The organism is Balneola vulgaris DSM 17893 (assembly GCF_000375465.1).
GTDB classification, from domain to species: Bacteria; Bacteroidota; Rhodothermia; order Balneolales; family Balneolaceae; genus Balneola; species Balneola vulgaris.
In genome coordinates this window covers 1,144,018-1,160,990 of the sequence record NZ_AQXH01000001.1, presented here as the reverse complement: position 1 = coordinate 1,160,990, position 16,973 = coordinate 1,144,018, and the positions used below count along the sequence as shown (strand labels likewise).

20 protein-coding genes are annotated in these 16,973 nt (G+C 40.1%); 5 read left to right on the top strand and 15 right to left on the bottom strand.

Annotated features, from left to right (window positions below; all coding sequences use genetic code 11):
* The first annotated feature begins 119 nt into the window (after positions 1-119).
* Positions 120-497: a RidA family protein gene (locus B155_RS0105025; protein WP_018127154.1), complete on the top strand. Its 378-nt coding sequence runs from the start codon at positions 120-122 to the stop codon at positions 495-497.
* On the opposite strand, the gene B155_RS0105020 is transcribed toward B155_RS0105025, so the two are convergent.
* From B155_RS0105020 to rplU, 4 genes are all read right to left on the bottom strand, one after another.
* On the bottom strand, positions 494-2,275 hold the full coding sequence (locus B155_RS0105020; protein WP_018127153.1) for a M23 family metallopeptidase: 1,782 nt from the start codon (positions 2,273-2,275) through the stop codon (positions 494-496). The genes B155_RS0105025 and B155_RS0105020 overlap by 4 nt on opposite strands.
* A 3-nt stretch (positions 2,276-2,278) precedes the next feature.
* Positions 2,279-2,929 carry a fumarylacetoacetate hydrolase family protein gene (locus B155_RS0105015; protein ID WP_018127152.1) on the bottom strand — a complete coding sequence of 217 codons (651 nt, stop codon included), beginning with the start codon at positions 2,927-2,929 and terminating at the stop codon, positions 2,279-2,281.
* 64 nt (positions 2,930-2,993) lie between these two features.
* Complete coding sequence (rpmA, locus tag B155_RS0105010) at positions 2,994-3,251, bottom strand: 50S ribosomal protein L27 (protein ID WP_018127151.1); 258 nt, start codon at positions 3,249-3,251, stop codon at positions 2,994-2,996.
* 25 nt (positions 3,252-3,276) lie between these two features.
* Complete coding sequence (gene rplU, locus B155_RS0105005) at positions 3,277-3,771, bottom strand: 50S ribosomal protein L21 (protein ID WP_018127150.1); 495 nt, start codon at positions 3,769-3,771, stop codon at positions 3,277-3,279.
* A gap of 138 nt (positions 3,772-3,909) precedes the next feature.
* Here rplU and B155_RS13865 point away from each other — a divergent pair, with 138 nt between their 5' ends.
* Positions 3,910-4,068, top strand: a complete 159-nt coding sequence (locus B155_RS13865) for a hypothetical protein (RefSeq protein WP_018127149.1) — start codon at positions 3,910-3,912, stop codon at positions 4,066-4,068.
* A gap of 1 nt (position 4,069) precedes the next feature.
* Complete coding sequence (locus B155_RS0104995; protein ID WP_040368053.1) at positions 4,070-4,594, top strand: hypothetical protein; 525 nt, start codon at positions 4,070-4,072, stop codon at positions 4,592-4,594.
* Positions 4,595-4,601: 7 nt separating this feature from the next.
* Here the strand turns inward: B155_RS0104995 and B155_RS0104990 are convergent, their stop codons facing one another.
* Positions 4,602-5,156: a dihydrofolate reductase family protein gene (locus tag B155_RS0104990; RefSeq protein ID WP_018127147.1), complete on the bottom strand. Its 555-nt coding sequence runs from the start codon at positions 5,154-5,156 to the stop codon at positions 4,602-4,604.
* A 9-nt stretch (positions 5,157-5,165) separates the two neighbouring features.
* Positions 5,166-5,825: a transcriptional repressor LexA gene (gene lexA, locus B155_RS0104985; protein ID WP_018127146.1), complete on the bottom strand. Its 660-nt coding sequence runs from the start codon at positions 5,823-5,825 to the stop codon at positions 5,166-5,168.
* Between the two features lie 48 nt (positions 5,826-5,873).
* Here lexA and B155_RS13815 point away from each other — a divergent pair, with 48 nt between their 5' ends.
* Entirely contained in the window at positions 5,874-7,898 is a 2,025-nt protein-coding gene (locus B155_RS13815) for a peptidylprolyl isomerase (RefSeq protein ID WP_169331272.1), read from the top strand.
* A 3-nt stretch (positions 7,899-7,901) separates the two neighbouring features.
* On the opposite strand, the gene B155_RS0104975 is transcribed toward B155_RS13815, so the two are convergent.
* From B155_RS0104975 to B155_RS0104945, 7 genes are all read right to left on the bottom strand, one after another.
* Entirely contained in the window at positions 7,902-8,801 is a 900-nt protein-coding gene (locus tag B155_RS0104975) for a carbon-nitrogen hydrolase family protein (RefSeq protein ID WP_018127144.1), read from the bottom strand.
* Between the two features lie 28 nt (positions 8,802-8,829).
* Complete coding sequence (locus tag B155_RS0104970) at positions 8,830-9,366, bottom strand: GNAT family N-acetyltransferase (protein ID WP_018127143.1); 537 nt, start codon at positions 9,364-9,366, stop codon at positions 8,830-8,832.
* 132 nt (positions 9,367-9,498) lie between these two features.
* Positions 9,499-10,443, bottom strand: a complete 945-nt coding sequence (locus B155_RS0104965) for an alpha/beta hydrolase family protein (RefSeq protein WP_018127142.1) — start codon at positions 10,441-10,443, stop codon at positions 9,499-9,501.
* An 83-nt stretch (positions 10,444-10,526) separates the two neighbouring features.
* Positions 10,527-11,018 carry a DinB family protein gene (locus B155_RS0104960; protein WP_169331271.1) on the bottom strand — a complete coding sequence of 164 codons (492 nt, stop codon included), beginning with the start codon at positions 11,016-11,018 and terminating at the stop codon, positions 10,527-10,529.
* A 336-nt stretch (positions 11,019-11,354) separates the two neighbouring features.
* Positions 11,355-11,834, bottom strand: a complete 480-nt coding sequence (locus B155_RS13005) for a heme-binding domain-containing protein (protein WP_040368238.1) — start codon at positions 11,832-11,834, stop codon at positions 11,355-11,357.
* Positions 11,835-11,904: 70 nt separating this feature from the next.
* A complete protein-coding gene (locus B155_RS0104950; protein WP_018127139.1) occupies positions 11,905-13,107 on the bottom strand; it encodes an acyl-CoA dehydrogenase in 1,203 nt (400 codons plus the stop codon).
* Between the two features lie 223 nt (positions 13,108-13,330).
* Positions 13,331-14,503 carry an acyl-CoA dehydrogenase family protein gene (locus B155_RS0104945; protein WP_018127138.1) on the bottom strand — a complete coding sequence of 391 codons (1,173 nt, stop codon included), beginning with the start codon at positions 14,501-14,503 and terminating at the stop codon, positions 13,331-13,333.
* Between the two features lie 272 nt (positions 14,504-14,775).
* On the opposite strand from B155_RS0104945, the gene B155_RS0104940 reads away from it, so the two are divergent.
* A complete protein-coding gene (locus B155_RS0104940) occupies positions 14,776-15,162 on the top strand; it encodes a carboxypeptidase-like regulatory domain-containing protein (protein WP_018127137.1) in 387 nt (128 codons plus the stop codon).
* Positions 15,163-15,226: 64 nt separating this feature from the next.
* On the opposite strand, the gene B155_RS0104935 is transcribed toward B155_RS0104940, so the two are convergent.
* A complete protein-coding gene (locus B155_RS0104935; protein WP_018127136.1) occupies positions 15,227-15,529 on the bottom strand; it encodes a ferredoxin family protein in 303 nt (100 codons plus the stop codon).
* Positions 15,530-15,612: 83 nt separating this feature from the next.
* Positions 15,613-16,938 (bottom strand): FAD-dependent oxidoreductase, encoded by a 1,326-nt coding sequence (locus B155_RS0104930; RefSeq protein ID WP_018127135.1) that lies wholly within the window; start codon positions 16,936-16,938, stop codon positions 15,613-15,615.
* Positions 16,939-16,973 lie beyond the last annotated feature (35 nt).

The following is a 16,973-nucleotide window of genomic DNA, read 5'->3' as shown; positions in this document are numbered from 1 at the left end:
GATAGTGGTTGATTTCATGTGGATTTAATAAGTTGCGTAAAGTAACCATAAGTCAAGCTTTCCGCAAAAAATGAAGGCTTCACACGAGTAATAAGTTTAAAACAAAAAAACCTTAGTTCATGAAAAAAATTATCTCTACTGATAGTGCACCAGCAGCTATCGGTCCATATAGCCAAGCAGTACTTCATAATGGCCTTTTATATTGTTCAGGGCAGATTCCATTAAACCCAGAAACAATGGAAATTGTGGGCGACAATGCAGCGGATCAAGCCAAGCAAGTAATGAAGAATTTGAAGGAAGTATTAACTGCTGCGGGCACTGATTTTTCTAAAGTTATTAAGTGTTCAATCTTCTTAGATGATATGAACGACTTTGCTGCTGTGAACGAAGTTTATGGTAGCTACTTTGAGTCGGAGCCACCAGCGCGTGAGACGGTAGCAGTTCAAACACTACCTAAAAGCGTACTTGTTGAAATAAGCTGTATCGCTTACGTTTAATTTTTAAGCAGGAAGCTTTTCGTGGAAAGGTTTCCTGCTTTATCTCTCACTTCGAAATAAACATTATTCTCTTTTTTGAGCACAATGTTTGGAAGGTAGAATGTAAAATAATCTCCTTCATAGTCGTACTCAGCTATTCCTTGTGCGTCGTTTATCTTAAAAATAGCCGACTTAAAATCTACGCCCGATAAGTTGTCGCTAGTTTGAATGCTATAACTTTCCTGTCCATCACCTAAAGTCACTTTCTCGATACTCTGTATGGATGGTGCCGTAGTATCGTTGAGTATAACAAAAGTGCCAAAAGAATTAGGGTAGGCTCTTAGGCTATGGCCTTGTACTTTCGAATCTATATAGTCGAATTCCTCATCGTCAATTTCATATAGTCGTAAGGTGGAATCAGATTGCATTCCTTCCAAATAGAATAGGATATCATATCCATTTTTAAGGGGTATTTGAGGATTACCTACCTCAATGAATGTAGTGTCATTTTTGAGATAATAGTCGAAAGTGAAGCTGGTAGTATCAAAAAGACTTTCTGTGTCAAAATGGAGGCTAAGATTTCGATCTGGTGTAGAAAGCCAACTGTTTGTTGAAGGAGCTAGGCGGGCTATACTTTTGTTTAGGTCGTGCGGGAATTCAATAAGCCTTTGTTGATTCTGTGAGTCCCAAATCACGCCCTGATCAAAGTTTCTAAAATTAACAATTCTGTTGTGCTCTGCCTTCCAGTTGAATGTCCAATAATCACCTTGTGAATGAGTGGTCGTATTGAAATCAACTGCTTGCTCTTGAACAAGGATGCGAGTTGATGATGAGTTGCCGAAAAAATCTTTCGCTGTTAAGGTTAGCGTGTCTTGTGCTGCAAGGGTTGTCTCTTTTGTTTTATCGATGATGATAAAAGGGTGATCAATGTTTTCATGTTTATATAAACGCTGAAAATTTCTTCGGTCACTTTTAAAGTCAGGTACACGGTCTAGAAACATCAAGGGCGCTTGATGAAAACTAAACTCATCCTTTCGCTGATAAAAAAGTGTATCCGTTTTTGAGGTCAGGATCAGTTCATATACCGCATATTTATTATACACTTCATCGGCAGGATCATATACATTCACGGCCAAGCCAACGGGACCATTTGCATACACATTTAATGTCTCATCTTCATCTAGGGCAAATGATTTGGGATAAGGAGCGCCTTCGATAAGTGTATTTTTATTCAGGGGCTCAACAAGTACCGATCTAAAAACAGGAGGTTTCGTGTCTTTAATGGGGAAATCTGCGAACAGCGGATTGGTCGGTTCATTTAAAACATCACGGATTTCATAATGTAGGTGGGGTGGACCTATCCCTGTTGAACCGGTATAGGCGATCACATCCCCTTGCTCGATATAAACGGAATCTTGATCTAAATACAGGTCCATTTCATAACTGTAATCTTTCAGTCGAGCTGAGTCGGCGATAGCCTGTATGCGACTATTGAATCGTTGAAGGTGAGCATATACCGTATACGTTCCGTCGTTGTGCTTTAGGTAAAGCGCCTTGCCATAGCCTTTGTTAGTAATAAGTATGCGGTGTAAGGTGCCAGATTTAGTTGCATACACCTTGTATCCTTCTCGACCCCAAGTCTTAATGTCTAAACCAGCATGGAAGTGAGCAGCTCTAGTTTCACCAAAGGTAGAGCTTAAATGCCGGCTAGCATTGGTGGGCCAAATGTGTTGTTCTGATTGTGCAAAAGATTGCAGGCTGCTAAAACAGAGTAAAAGAAATAGGGTTAAACGTAGCAATGGCTAGGATACTTGAACGTCTAAGGTTATTTGAGAATCGTTAAGTGATGCTTTAAGTACATCTCCACTTTTGATAGCCGCAACACCCGCAGGAGTTCCTGTAAAAATGAGATCTCCTTCATTTAAGGTGAAGATAGTAGACAAATAGGCTATCAACTTCGGGATAGAGAAAAGCATATCACTGGTATTTCCACTTTGCCTAGTGCTTCCATTAACACTTAGTTGAATGTCAGAATTTGAGAAATCAATTTCCTGAGATGGAATGAAATTGCTTACTGGCGCAAATGTATCAAAGCCTTTAGCTACGCTCCAAGGGTGACCTTTTTCTTTGGCTTTTTGCTGAATATCTCTTGCCGTAAAATCTATCCCAAGTCCTACACTATGTATAAAATCTTGAGCGTCCTCTTCCTTAATGTTTTTACCCGTCTTGCCAATGGCTAGTACTAGCTCAACTTCATGGTGAACATCAGAGCTTACAGAAGGAAGCACGATGGGAGTATCTTGAGTGCAGAGGCTACTATTCGGTTTAAGAAACACAATAGGTGCGGAGGGCACGGGATTGTTTAATTCTTTTGCATGATCCGCATAGTTTCTGCCAATGCAGAATACGTTGTTTGCAGATAAAGTAGTGCCGGGGAGGATAAATTTACTCATGCATAGAAGGTATAAAAAAAGCCCCGAACATTGAATGCGCGGGGCTTAAATCTTTTCGACCGGGTTATCCGGCTGGCTCTACATTTACAAACTTACGTCCACCAGCTTTTACGCTGAAGTTAACGTGACCGTCAGAAACTGCAAAGAGAGTATCGTCTCCGCCTCTCATTACGTTTTTGCCTGGGTGGAACTTAGTTCCTCTTTGGCGAACGATGATATTACCAGAACGAACTAGCTCACCGCCAAATTTCTTAACGCCTAAGCGTTTACTTTCTGAATCACGACCGTTACGGGTAGAACCTTGACCTTTCTTATGTGCCATTATACGTAGGTATTATAGGTTGAAATTAACTTAACGCTTCGATAAGCTCAGCCTTCTTCATGCTAGAGTATCCAGTAAGACCTCTTTCAGAAGCAAGTGCTTTAAGCTCAGCTACGGTTAATGATTTAAGATCAGAAGTTTCTGCTTTGGCTTCTGCTTCTTCTTTCTTAGGAGCTGCTTTTTTGGAAGCCGCTTTCTTAGATGAACCTGAAGCTGAAATAGCATCAATCTGGATCTGAGACATTACCTGTCTGTGTCCGTTCAGTTTTTGATAACCTTTTCTTCTTTTCTTCTTGAAAACAAGAACTTTATCAGCTTTAACGGTGTCAACGATGGTGGCGGTAACAGAAGCTCCTTCAACAACCGGAGTTCCAATTTTTACAGCACCTTTTTCGTCTTTCAATAAAAGAACACTATCAAAAGTAACTGTTTTGTCGTCAGTGTTTTGCTTATCAACAAAAAGCACATCATTCTCAGCTACTTTGTATTGATGTCCGCCGATTTGGACTATAGCGTACATAATGGTATCTAATTTCTTTTTTGGATTTTTCTAGAGCTTGCAAAGATAAGCGATAGTTAAGATAAAACAAAGTAAAAAAGACACTGTTCTTTATATTTTGAAGCATTAAATTCTCCATGAACTTAAAAAACTATCCCTATGAAGAAATTACCAAGCTTACACGAACAAGCGTTCAAATATAAGAATACTAAAAGACTTCAGCATGATGGCGGAAGAGCATGGATTAAGGACTCGCAATTGCACAACGCTCGCAAAGATGCCAATGGTAAATTAATTACCGTTAAAGAACAGAAATAGAATGAGACTCCTCCTTTCCATAGCCCTATTTTTTTTGATGAGTTTCCATTCATTACAGGGTTATGGTCAGGGCTCAAATAATGCTTGTAACACTCCTGAACATCGACAATTCGATTTCTGGGTGGGTGATTGGAATGTACTTGATGCTAACGGTACACAACTTGGTACCAGTAAAGTAGAATTGATCTTGAATGATTGCGTAATTTTTGAAAACTGGACAAGTAACAACCCGGGATATGCAGGTAAAAGTTTTAACTACTACAATCCTTTCACAGCCAAGTGGAATCAAAAATGGATTGATACGAATGGTCTTCCGATAGAATTCGAAGGCTCTTTTGACCCTGAGGCTCAAGCGCTAATCTATTCTGCTACTACGCTCAACCAAAACGGGCAACTGGTTCAAAATAAACTAAGCTTTTACAAGAAATCGGAAGACTATGTAAACCAAGTGTGGGAACAGTCAACTGATGCAGGGAATACTTGGCGCGTAGTTTTTGATGGCCATTACTACCGTAAATCCGATTAATATCGCCTTAAGTACTTATTATTTGGTAATGGCTTTGTACAAATCCATTCTCATAACTTTGAGAGGATAAGTGCTTCAATGGGATATCCTTACCAAGATCGCTATCACCAAAAAGAGATATACCCTGCCCAATGAGTACTGGAACTTTAGTAAGGATGAGTTCACTAATTAGATTTGCTTTTAAAAATTGCTGAATGGTATCGCCGCCATCAATGTATAAATGCTGATGCCCTTTTTGTTGGATTTGTTCCACTACATCAGAAGGGGAGCCTTGCACGGCATAAATATTGGTTACCCCGTCGGGTAGCTTGTCCAACGGTCGGTTTGTAAGTACAAAAACATCCATGGGATAAGGCCAGCTACCAAAGGATTGAATCATTTCAAAGGTGTTACGGCCCATCACTAAAGCATCTACACTTTGTATAAAAGCATGGTAGCCGTAGTCTTCAGCAGGAGTATTTGATTGTTCATTGGGGTCGGCACCAGGAAGCCAATCAAGGCTTCCATCTTTTCGAGCTATATACCCATCAACAGATACAGCGATGTATACACTACATTTCATGGGGTATGATTAAGCTACTTTTGCCGTAGCCCGTTGGAAACCTTGCTTATTGATATGACCAATATACTTACCAATGATGCGTACTTCTTCAAATACATCAGGCTCAACGATGATATCGTCATAGTCTTCATTAGCTGCTTCAAGGCGAAGTCCATTTTGATCCCAAAAGATCTTTTTTAAGCTCGTTTCGCCATCGTAAAGTACGGCTCCGATGTCTCCATTTTTTACATCGTCATCCATCAATAGCACTAAGTCGCCATCATAGATATTCACATCCTTCATGCTGAAACCAGACACACGCAAGGCGAATAACTTGTCGAGATTTGGGAATAAAGACTCCATAGTGATACTCCCTAGATCTGCTTCTACAGCTTCTTGGAGATAACCAGCTGCAATAAGCCCCCGAATTGGGATTCCATCTTTTTCTTCAGATTCATTCAGTAATGTTTTTTTCTTTTCAGATGGAAGGTCGTATTCTTCGTCGTTACGTTTGATTAGGTAGCCTTTCTTCAAAAGGGCCTGAATATTTTGAGTAACACTATTAGGGGAGCGATATCCGAAATGATCGGCTATCTCTCTATAAGTGGGCCATACATCGTATTCTTTTTTATAGTCTACAATGTACTCGAAGAATTCTTTTTGCTTTCTAGTCAGATGCGCATTATCCATAATCAATAGCTTAATGTATAAAGTATGTGCAATAAAAGAAGATATTTCATGAAGGTCAATACAAAATGTGTACAAAATATGTATAAACTTTTTGTGCTCCTTTTTAGCGTAACAATGGCAGGAGCTTGTACTTCAAATCCTGAATTCGAACGAATTATCACAGAGGAATATCCGGCGTTATATGAGGCCGTGTATGCACGTGACGCGGAAAAGATTTTGAGTTTTGCATCACATCCAGATGAAGAGGTTGTGACTCAAGCTTGGAATGCAATGATTAATACTCCAGTAGAAGATGTAAGCGCTTATGTATCTCAAGTGGCAGAAGCGAACCATAAAACAGCTTGGGCTTCGCTATGGAATAAAGAATTATCTGAGGATGATGTTGAGCGTTTAAATAATTGGTTTGCGGAATCGGATACACTGAATGTGGGATTGATGTCGGCATTAGCGGTGCATGGAAATAAAAGATCACTAGATTTTTTGATGCAACGGCAGCCACCTATGGTAGAAGAAATACACTTAGAGTTAGCTTATGCAATAGGCCGCATTTCTATGAACGTAGAACTGGACGATACTTATAAAATCAAGATTATTGATCGTGCATTAAGGTATCCGAGATCAAGTATAAGTCAGGCGTATTTGTATGGATTCTATAGAAGTGATGAAGAGTTAAGTAAAGAAGTTCAACAACACATAATAGATTCATGGATTAACTTTTACCCTGATGAAGCTGGGGCTAACCGTTATTTAACCAAAATGTTGATGAAAGATAATGCCACAATGGTATTTCATCATTTTGTTAAAGATGAATTCAATACGATGGATATTGAATTGGCCTTGGAGATGCTGCGAGGTATACAAAGACATGAGCCTGTGAAATATACTACGGTTGCGCTCAATGGATTTGTACAACATTCAAATCCATTGGTTGTTGAGCAGGCGCTTATTGCACTAGCTGCAAATGATACAATCTCTGAGCGTATTGAAAACTCTACTCTAAACTATACAGCCTTAAATACGGAAGTAGATGCTCGTTTAAGACTATATGGCTGGAATTCTATTGTAAGGCCAGAGCGCTATACCGACCGTATGAAAGATGTTGGTAAATCAGATCCATACTTGCAGAATATTCGATATAGAGTATTAAAAAAGGTTTGGAGTGACGAAGAAGTTTTTAATCAATTAGTATCTGAGATTGAAGCATCCAACGGCTTGCTTTTAAGCATGTTGATGTCTGAATTGAATGCTTTTTGGGCAAATGTAGAGGATGATTTCAAAACTGATGAACGAGCTGACATAGTTAAAGATCAGTTGTTTCAAGCCTTAAATAATGGAGATCGTGCATATATGTTAAGAGCGCTCATTACTGACGAGGCTGTACTTACGGAAGAGGATTTTGATGCCTTAATAGTGCTGTTGGATGATAAAGCAGTGGGTGATCATCTTAGCATGTATAGCTCAGTAACATTCATCCTAAAAGAGCGATATGAAGAGAGAGCTAATGAATTTATTAATGAGCTGTTTGCTCAAAATAACACAGACTTAAATGATGTGTTATTGAGACAAGAATGGGAAGGGCTAACGGGTTCGCCAAGTGTGGTAAGTTTTAGAAAAATTGATTGGGAAAGATTAGCTGAATTAGGTCCTAATCCGATTTTAATTCTGGATACCAACAAAGGCACCATCAAAATTAAAATGGATGTGTATACAGCACCCGCTACCATTTCAGGAATGGATAGTTTAATCACTTCCGATAGCTATGACAGTGTTGCATTCCATCGAGTGGTGCCCAACTTTGTAATTCAAGGTGGAGATGTTGAAACGGGTCGAGGTTTTGGTGGCCCTGGATATACCGTGCCAACCGAAGGAAGTGCACAGCATTATTTTAGAGGAAAAGCAGGCGTGGCAAGTTCGGGTGTCGACACAGAGGGTAGTCAATATTTTGTGATGCACACTTGGGCTCCTCACTTAAATGGGAGTTACACTATTTATGGAGAAGTCATCTCAGGTATGGAAGTCGTAGATCGAATCACGGTGGGTGACACGGTTATTTATGCATATTGGGAAGAGTAGGGACTAACGAAGTTTTTCTAAACGGAATACATCATCTCTGGAATAGTGGCCAACAGGATCAAAATCGAGCTTAGCACGAGGGATGTCAGAAAGGTCTAGGTCCGCTATCAATAATCCTTCTTGATCCCATAGCGGTTCAGCGATGGTGTTACCAAGCGGATCAATGATAGTACTTCCTCCTCTGCATGGAATGTCGGGTAGATGTGAAATATCTTCTACGGGCATTTCTGGATAATCAGCTTTGGTAACGTATTGATTGCATCCTATTACAAAGCAACGTCCTTCAAGTGCTATATGCTTGAGGGTATGTTGCCAGCCATCGCGTTGGTCGGCCGTAGGCGCTAAATAAATCTGCACTCCTTGTTGATATAAGTAAGTTCGAGCTAAGGGCATATAGTTTTCCCAACAAATGAGCCCTCCAATTATTCCAAAATCAGTGTGTATAGTTTGAAGATCGGATCCATCGCCTTCCGCCCAAATAACTCGTTCGGCAGCTGTAGGTTTTAGTTTTCGATGGCTATGCACTAACTCACCGCTAGTATTGAAATATAAAAGTGTGCAATAGAGTGAACCTGAATGGCTCCGTTCAACAACTCCTATAACAATCCAGCTATTTACTTTTTTTGCGATCTCACCCAGCACTTTGATTTCCTTGCCGTCTAAAGAAATACTGTTCTCCCAATAAGTAAGCCATGTATCTCTACCTGATTCCGAACGATCACCAACTTTAGTTCCAAAGTCATATCCCCGTGGGTAGCCCGGTAAAAAAGCTTCTGGGAATACAATAATATCAGGTGAATGCTGAGCTGCTTTTTGAGCCCACTGGTCTACAAGTTGTAGGCCTTTTTGGAGGTCAAATAAAGCGGGGGTGGCTTGAACCACGACTATTTTCGAATTCTTCATTGCTGAAGGTATGAAAACAGGGCAAGAATTAAAGCCCCCAAATTTCAGGATACTGTACAGTACCTTTGATATTGGATAAGCCATTTGGTACTAACTCAATGCCCATAAAAGCTTCCTCAGGCACGTCGAAAGGAGGAGAGATATTCCAAGTACTGGTAGGTTCGAAACCAAATTTCGGATAGTATGCGGGATGCCCCAAAAGGATTACAGAAGTGTATCCTAAGGTGGGAGCTACTTCGAGCCCTTTCATAATAAGTTGAGTGCCGATGCCCTTAGCTTGATAAGCTGGAAGTACACTCACTGGTGCAAGTGCAAGTGTTTCGGATGTCGAATCATTTTCTTCATCAAAGATGTGAATCTTAGTGAATAAAATATGCCCAACTATATCATGCTCTTTTTCAGCCACTAATGATAACTCTGGGATGTAATATTCGGATTGTCTCAACGTATTCACCAATTCTGCTTCATCTTTTTGCCCAAATGCACTGTGGTGAATATGGTAAATTGCATCCAAATCATGGGATGATTCAGGACGAATATGTAGGTGGGTAGAAAACTGATTCATGTGCTAAATCTATAAACCACATCCACTTATGCGAATATAAATGAGTAAATGGGTTGTTTGAATGAGTAAATCGGTCTAAAAGTTAGCTCTGGTGGCTTACTCTGATTTTAAAGATGGATTCGGCCTAGGCAATTATAGATTGCGAAGTATCCAAGACTTGAATGTGGTTTTGAAATAGTCTGAATACAAAGCTGAATCAACATCTTCTTGACTGGCACACATCCCTATGTTTTTAAAATCATGGTTCGCATTAGGCACCACCGAAATAGTAAAGTGACTCGGGATGTTATTATCGAAGATTTCATTCATGCTATTTAACGCCCAGCCGGGGTACACCATATGATCGTTATCTGCAAAAACGAACAAAGATGGAATACTCAAACGTCTTAATGAACTAGATGGGTCAAATTCAGAGATTTCTCTTAAGTGCCTCCATGCTTTTTTAAGAGGGAACCAAGTAACCCAATTGATATCAGATTTGGCTTTTTTGGTAGCTTTATCGAATGCTTTGTCTTCCGATTCCCCTTCACAGATATATTCGCTGTAGTAAATATTAGTGAGGTGTAACTCGGTATCAAAAACAGGAGCTGCAAGGGAGGCAATGGCTTTAACATCTTGAGCATAGAGCGACCCTACAACTTGAGCCACCCATCCTCCTTGGCTATGCCCTACAATGCCAATGCGGTTAGGGTCTACTACATCAAGGCTCTTTAAATAATTGACAGCTGCTTTCGTGTCATCTGCTCGATCATAAATACCTGATCGTTGCCATTTACCATCAGACTCGCCAATCCCACGTTTGTCGAAGTACAAGATGCCATAACCCTCTTCAATGAATAAGGCTTCTATATTCTGCTCTACAAACTCTTTGTACAGCGTACGATGAGAAGAATTTTCGCCAGCACCCACCAAGAATATAATCATAGGGATATTACTCCTGTTTACAGGCAGTAGCAGTTCCCCATGCATCGTATACTCACCACTTTCGAAAGTGATATTCGTTCTTAATTGCTCTTGTGCTGAAACCGAAAATGTGAGTAGTGAGAGTATTACTAAAAGTGCAGAAAATAGTCTCATTATTAATTTTTTGAATGTTTTCCCAACGTGTGGATTGAGAATAAAGCTTAATATTGAAATTAAAAATTTGGAATATACTTGGTTTATACTGCTTCCAATATTTCTTTCATTTGTGCTTCGTGCCTTTGGGCGTGGGCCATGTTTGCATGTAACCATTCAGCGCGGGTAAGGAAACCAAATGCTGGGTGCTTGAATAGAGTGCACACTTCAGTCATATCTAAAGTATGAATGAGTGGGTAGAGCTCTTCTCTTTGTTTTAGAAACGTGGCGGATAAATCGTCCATAGTTTTTTTCTCGCCCTGAGGTTTAACCATCTCTGGTGCCTTGGCCTTAACCGTTCGATCCGAAAAATAAGCCCATATTTTATCGATGCCGGCTACCACATCACGTCCCTCTGCAGGCTCAGAAGGTCCGTTAAATAAACGCACGATGGCAAACTCAGATCGGTTAATGTGCTCAACGTTTTCAGCGGCCGACCACGACTCAGCGTTCGGCTTGAGATAAAAATTCTCTTCGTTAAACAGTTGAATAGTATTTAAAAAAGCTTCGGTATTATTCTTATAACGTTCTTTCACAAAGTGCAGATTTAGATAAAAATTTGGGCTTGAATCTACAGGAAATTGAGCAAAAAAAAATAGATACACACCTTCCGGCATGTACCTATTCATTTATCTATTAGGGAAAGTAGAATCTTAAATATATTCTATTCAGATATCTAAGGGTTGCTTGACCAACCAAAATATTCTCTCAACAATTCATTAGGCGAGAACGACTTGCTTTCATTTCGTTCTCTGTTGTAAAGATATGTAAACCGGAAATGACCTGTTGTTAGAATTTCTTTATGTACAGGCATTGTAATTCTTTAATAATTTAAGCGATTGGATGTAGATGCACCGCCAAGCCAAATGGTTTTAATCTACTTCGGGTAATGGGTTAGATTTATCAGTGTTCGTAGTTAGCTGTGATTCAAACCAGCTTATTAATGCACTCCGCTCTTCAGCTGATAGTCTTGCTTCCGAATGCATCCATGTATACTTGGGAAGGGGCATCTCCTTTTTTTCTATAAGTTCTGCCGATTCTTCCAACTTACGTTCTTTTTTGCGGGAGGAGTAAGTTGCCCATTGGTTAAAGTTTAGCTCGCCTCGTGCATGATCGATATGCCCTTGGGTCCACCACGAAATAGGTGATACATATCCATACCATGGGTATTGTGTTTCGAACGAGTGGCAATCGTAGCAAGCATTTCGAATGGTTGTTGCTATTTCTGCAGGTGGGTTTAGTATCGTTAGCATATTATCTGCAGGATTCACTTCTAGCGTAGAGCGGTCGGGTTGATAATTTTGCAGGACGATAAGAAAGGCGGCTACACCAACTAAAATCTTCTTAATCATATTGAGCTCCATAATGTTATGAAGCTCAATATAATAGAATGATAAAAAGGAACAAGTAGTAGGTAAAGGATTAACCTTTTGGTGTGAAAGCTTGAATCCCAGTAATTTCGCGACCTAAAATGAGGCCATGAATATCGTAAGTACCTTCGTAAGTATTTACTGACTCCAAATTCATTACATGATGAATGATTCTATAATCACCCACGATACCATTACCCCCATGCATATCACGTGAGATACGTGCAATTTCAAGGGCTTTACCACAGTTATTACGTTTTGCAAGTGAGGTCATTGAAGGATGATCACGACCTTCATCTTTTAAGGTGCCAAGACGTAATACCAACATTTGCATCGAGGTGATGTCGGTAAGCATGTTCGCGAGCTTAGTCTGAATTAATTGATTAGCTGCTAAAGGCTTTCCGAATTGCTTACGGTCTAACACATACTGTCGTGCTTTTTGGTAACAAAATTCTGCGGCACCTACGGTACCCCAAGCTATTCCATACCTAGCACTGTTTAAGCACATGAAAGGCCCTTTAAGTCCACGGATGTCTGGAAATACATTTTCTTCGGGGATGAACACGTCATCGAATACAAGCTCACCAGTTTCTGATGCACGTAACGACATTTTAAACTTAGTATGTGGGGCTGTAAACCCTTTCATTCCTTTTTCCACAAGGAAGCCTCTTATCACACCTTCGTCGTCTTTACTTTCTTTTGCCTTCGCCCATACCACAGCCACATCCGCGATGGGAGAATTGGTGATCCACATTTTGGCCCCATTTAGAACCCAGCCACCATCTGTTTTAACGGCTGTTGTAACCATAGAACCCGGGTCAGAACCGTGATCTGGTTCCGTTAAACCGAAACATCCAATCATTTCACCGGTTGCTAGTTTTGGCAAGAATCGCTGCTTTTGTTCTTCTGTACCAAATACTGAAATAGGGTACATCACTAGAGAAGACTGCACACTCATAAATGATCGGTAACCTGAATCAACCCGTTCCACTTCGCGAGCAATTAATCCATAGGCGGTATAACTGGCATCCGAGCCTCCATACGCTTCAGGTACCGTTACTCCTAACAACCCCATTTCACCCATTTCGAGGGCGATATCACGGTCGAAATACTCTTCTGTATTACCTTTTAGTGCACGGGGTTCAAGTTTAGACTGTGCATAATCACGCGCTGTTTCCATGATTAGTCGATCTTCTTCCTGAAGTTCAGATTCGAATAGAAATGCGTCGTCGATATTGAAGAGATTCTTAGCCATCGGGTGAAAAGCCTTTGTTTTGAATTAGTAAACTATATGCCTGCTGATAGTAAGAAAAAAAAATCATAGGGTGAACTTGAACTCAGTATATAATTCAACTTTATGGATCACTGAATGTTAAGGGGCAAGGCATTCAACCATGAAAGGGTAGGAGGCATAATTGGTAGGCATAAAAAAAGCCCGTAACTGATTAGCTACGGGCTCTCAAGTTGCTTGAATTTTATCAAGCTAGCGTCTTCTTAAGTTCGCGTGCAATCACCAATCGTTGTACTTCAGAAGTACCTTCACCGATGGTCATTAGCTTTGAGTCACGTAAAAATCTTTCCACGTGGTACTCTTTGGTGTATCCATATCCACCATGAATTTGAACAGCTTCAAGTGAAGCTTTTACTGAAAGTTCAGAAGCGAATAGTTTCGCCATTGAAGCTTCAACCGTATAAGGTTTGCCATTGTCTTTTAACCAAGCCGCTCTTTGAACGAGTAAACGAGCCGCATCGATTTCAGTAGCCATATCTACAATTTTGCCTTCCATATACTGGAAGTTGCCGATAGCTGTACCGAACTGCTTACGTTCCATAGCGTAACGTAATGATTCTTCGTAAGCACCACGAGCAATACCAACAGAAAGTGAAGCGATACCAACGCGGCCACCATCTAATACTTTCATGGTATCAATAAAACCACGGCCTTCTTCGCCTAATAAGTTTTCAGCAGGAACACGTACGTTTTCAAAAACAACTTCGGTAGTATCAGATGAGTTCATACCTAATTTGTGCATTCCTGGTCCTGGCTGTACACCATCCATTTCACGTTCCACGATGAATGCAGAAATGCCTTTGGTTCCTTTGGTTGGATCTGTTTTTGCAAGTACAACATACACATCACCAACCGACCCTTGAGTAATGAAAATCTTAGAGCCGTTAATTACATATTCATCACCGTCTTTAATAGCGGTTGTTTTCATTCCAGATGCATCCGATCCAGAACCCGGCTCTGTTAAACACCAAGCAGCAAGTTTTTCGCCTGAAGTAAGTGTAGGCATGTACTTCATCTTTTGCTCATGCGAGCCAGCAATAGCAATATGGCCAGTACCGAGAGAAGTATGAGAAGCTACCGTTAAAGCAAGAGAGGCATCCCAACGAGCAATTTCTTCAAGTACTAAACAAAAACTCACTACATCGAAGCCACCACCGCCATATTGTTCTTCGTGGTAGATGCCTAACATTCCTAATTCTCCGAGCTGCTTTACAATATCGTGCGGAAATTCTTTGCTGTTATCTCTCTCCATCACTGTTGGTGCAACAGTTCTCTCAACAAAATCTTTGATACTGTTTCGTATCATTTTTTGATCTTCTGTCAGTTCAAACGACAGAGCATTTTCAATTGTAGTGTCCATATGAATAGGTGTAAATAAGTCTAAATTTCATTTTCGTGGAAACGCTTCCATAAGATACTATTTTAACCCAAAAATGTAAGCCATCGTTTGTAAAAGATTCATTTTAAGTACTTATAAATAGATAAGTAGCTCTCGTTAATTGGCCAAGTAGTTGCGGCAAAAGGATTAGAAAAAAGAACCCTTAATCTTATAGGGTGTTGAAACGGGCAACTGAAGCAATTCAGTATTCATTTATCTATTAAAATAAAAATTAAACCAAGAGAGGTTTAGTCATGTTTAAGAATAAAAAAATGCCAACCATTTTAACTGTTATGCTATTCGGCTTAGTAAGTATAGCAGCGGTAAATAAAGAAAATAATCACCCAATCAATCCTACTGCCTACATCCTTCAACAACAAAATGTATTGTTAACTGGCGAGGTAGTGGACTCTGAAACCGAAGAAGCTTTAGCTGAGGTAACTATAAAAGTGAGTGAGCTCAATGTTTCTGTTGAAACCAACAAGGAAGGTGAGTACAGCGTTAAAAACTTAGTTGCTGGCGAAACTTATACAATCATCGTAGAACATGATGGGTATAAGAAATATGAAAGTGATATTGAGATAGATGCTCAATCACCCAAAGTAAGCAAAACTATTAAGTTAGAACCTGAAGATTCTTAATTATAAAAATTATAGATCTCCAAAAGCCCAGTGTTAAACCTGGGCTTTTTTTTTGAACAAAGAATTACCCAAAATTCCAAGTAACGCCGCGACCAATCTCAGGATCGGGATAATTCCAGTCTACCGCTCCTTGATCACATGCATACATACAAGTACCACATTCAATACAATCTTCAACCTGAAAGTGAACTAGGCCTTCATCATCCATGGTATAGCAATTAGCTGGGCACACCCATGTAGTACATTTATGCGGACAGCCTGAATTACATATGTCTGTATCAACAATGATATGGGGCTTGATTTCAGACTTCGCCTGATTTCTGTAACTCACTAATCCTAATCGTTCTGGTAAACTCAATAATTTCATAATATTCTATTCAGTAAGTGATTTATGGTTAAGCTTTATCACACTTTTTCTGTTTCACATTTCCCATTGCTCATTCATTAAGTTTATAAAGACTTCCGTGCTTTAAAACCTAATTTAGCAAGCTCCCATAGAGAGGAATGTCTCTTGATAGCTCCCAGTAACATTTTTTCTGATTTTGGAGTCGGTTCATTTTTAATCGTAAAGAACTGACGACCGAAATCGCATACTAAATTTGGTACCTTATTTTGCATAGTGTCGGTATGCAATAAGTGAACCGCATCTTGGAATCCTTTGATATCCTTCATGATGTAACTCTCGTCCATCACTCGTCTATATTCTTTTAAAGTGGCTGAGCTGTAATCGCCTTTTTCTTTAGCTTTCACAATAGTTTCAGCAGCAAGAATACCTGAACGCATAGCATAATCCATTCCTTGAATAGCCTTACCAGCGTTCATCAATAAGTTTGCCGCTTCACCTACAAGTAAGATGCCATCTTTATATAGCTCTTTTGGCATCACACGCGAATCGCCCGATGACACAACATGTGCTGAATACTCTACAACTTCCCCGCCTTTGATAGCATTGGCAATGGTAGGGTGTTTTTTGAAGTGGTTGAGTACATCATAAGGCTTTTGCTTCTTTTCACGAAGATCTTTTAGTCCAAGAACCAATCCTAAGCTAATGGTATCACGGTTGGTATATAAAAACCCACCACCTTCGATACCATTCGTAGCCCAACCTACAAATTCGTTACTCATACCGCTGAGGCCATCCAGCTGAAAGCGGTCTTCTAAAACTTTTTGGTCGAAACGAATAATCTCTTTTACTCCTGTAAGCATATGATCGGCAGGAACATATTTATCCTGAAGACCCACTTGGCGGGTAAGTAGATTGTTAACGCCTTCAGCGATAATTACAGAGTCAGCATGGAATTCATCTTCGCCTGTTCTAATACCTACGGCTTTATCATTTTCCATGATTACTTCATCCACTTTGATGTCGGTGGCAATGAATGAATCCATCGCATAATCACTCGCATCAATAGCTTCTTGTACTTTTGAAGACAACCAGTTATCAAATTTCGAACGAAGTACTACTACACCAGTGTATGGCTTTTCTTCGAAATGAGATGATTTAAAGTCTAATGAAAAGGTTGACTGCTCGTCCATGAAAGTAAGACGGCGGTGGTTAATGAAACGCTCCCAGCCTCCGTTTTCATCTTCCCAATAATTAGGCACGAGTTTATGAAGATCTGAACCCCATAGCACTCCACCTGATACGTTCTTTGAACCCGCAAATTCACCGCGTTCAATGAGCAGGAATTTCATGTTGTTTTTGGCAAGCGTCATTGCTGCTGCTAAGCCAGCAACACCACCACCAATTACGATACAGTCAAATTTATCTTCCATAAGCTTAGGTTACATAGCGAAGCAATCTTCAGAAG

Excerpts from the sequence above, each read along its gene's own strand:
- B155_RS0105025 (WP_018127154.1), top strand. The coding sequence starts at position 120 with ATGAAAAAAATTATCTCTACTGATAGTGCACCAGCAGCTATCGGTCCA.
- B155_RS0105015 (WP_018127152.1), bottom strand. The coding sequence starts at position 2,929 with ATGAGTAAATTTATCCTCCCCGGCACTACTTTATCTGCAAACAACGTA.
- rpmA (WP_018127151.1), bottom strand. The coding sequence starts at position 3,251 with ATGGCACATAAGAAAGGTCAAGGTTCTACCCGTAACGGTCGTGATTCA.
- rplU (WP_018127150.1), bottom strand. The coding sequence starts at position 3,771 with ATGTACGCTATAGTCCAAATCGGCGGACATCAATACAAAGTAGCTGAG.
- B155_RS13865 (WP_018127149.1), top strand. The coding sequence starts at position 3,910 with ATGAAGAAATTACCAAGCTTACACGAACAAGCGTTCAAATATAAGAAT.
- B155_RS0104995 (WP_040368053.1), top strand. The coding sequence starts at position 4,070 with ATGAGACTCCTCCTTTCCATAGCCCTATTTTTTTTGATGAGTTTCCAT.
- B155_RS0104990 (WP_018127147.1), bottom strand. The coding sequence starts at position 5,156 with ATGAAATGTAGTGTATACATCGCTGTATCTGTTGATGGGTATATAGCT.
- lexA (WP_018127146.1), bottom strand. The coding sequence starts at position 5,825 with ATGGATAATGCGCATCTGACTAGAAAGCAAAAAGAATTCTTCGAGTAC.
- B155_RS13815 (WP_169331272.1), top strand. The coding sequence starts at position 5,874 with ATGAAGGTCAATACAAAATGTGTACAAAATATGTATAAACTTTTTGTG.
- B155_RS0104975 (WP_018127144.1), bottom strand. The coding sequence starts at position 8,801 with ATGAAGAATTCGAAAATAGTCGTGGTTCAAGCCACCCCCGCTTTATTT.
- B155_RS0104970 (WP_018127143.1), bottom strand. The coding sequence starts at position 9,366 with ATGAATCAGTTTTCTACCCACCTACATATTCGTCCTGAATCATCCCAT.
- B155_RS0104965 (WP_018127142.1), bottom strand. The coding sequence starts at position 10,443 with ATGAGACTATTTTCTGCACTTTTAGTAATACTCTCACTACTCACATTT.
- B155_RS13005 (WP_040368238.1), bottom strand. The coding sequence starts at position 11,834 with ATGATTAAGAAGATTTTAGTTGGTGTAGCCGCCTTTCTTATCGTCCTG.
- B155_RS0104950 (WP_018127139.1), bottom strand. The coding sequence starts at position 13,107 with ATGGCTAAGAATCTCTTCAATATCGACGACGCATTTCTATTCGAATCT.
- B155_RS0104945 (WP_018127138.1), bottom strand. The coding sequence starts at position 14,503 with ATGGACACTACAATTGAAAATGCTCTGTCGTTTGAACTGACAGAAGAT.
- B155_RS0104940 (WP_018127137.1), top strand. The coding sequence starts at position 14,776 with ATGTTTAAGAATAAAAAAATGCCAACCATTTTAACTGTTATGCTATTC.
- B155_RS0104935 (WP_018127136.1), bottom strand. The coding sequence starts at position 15,529 with ATGAAATTATTGAGTTTACCAGAACGATTAGGATTAGTGAGTTACAGA.
- B155_RS0104930 (WP_018127135.1), bottom strand. The coding sequence starts at position 16,938 with ATGGAAGATAAATTTGACTGTATCGTAATTGGTGGTGGTGTTGCTGGC.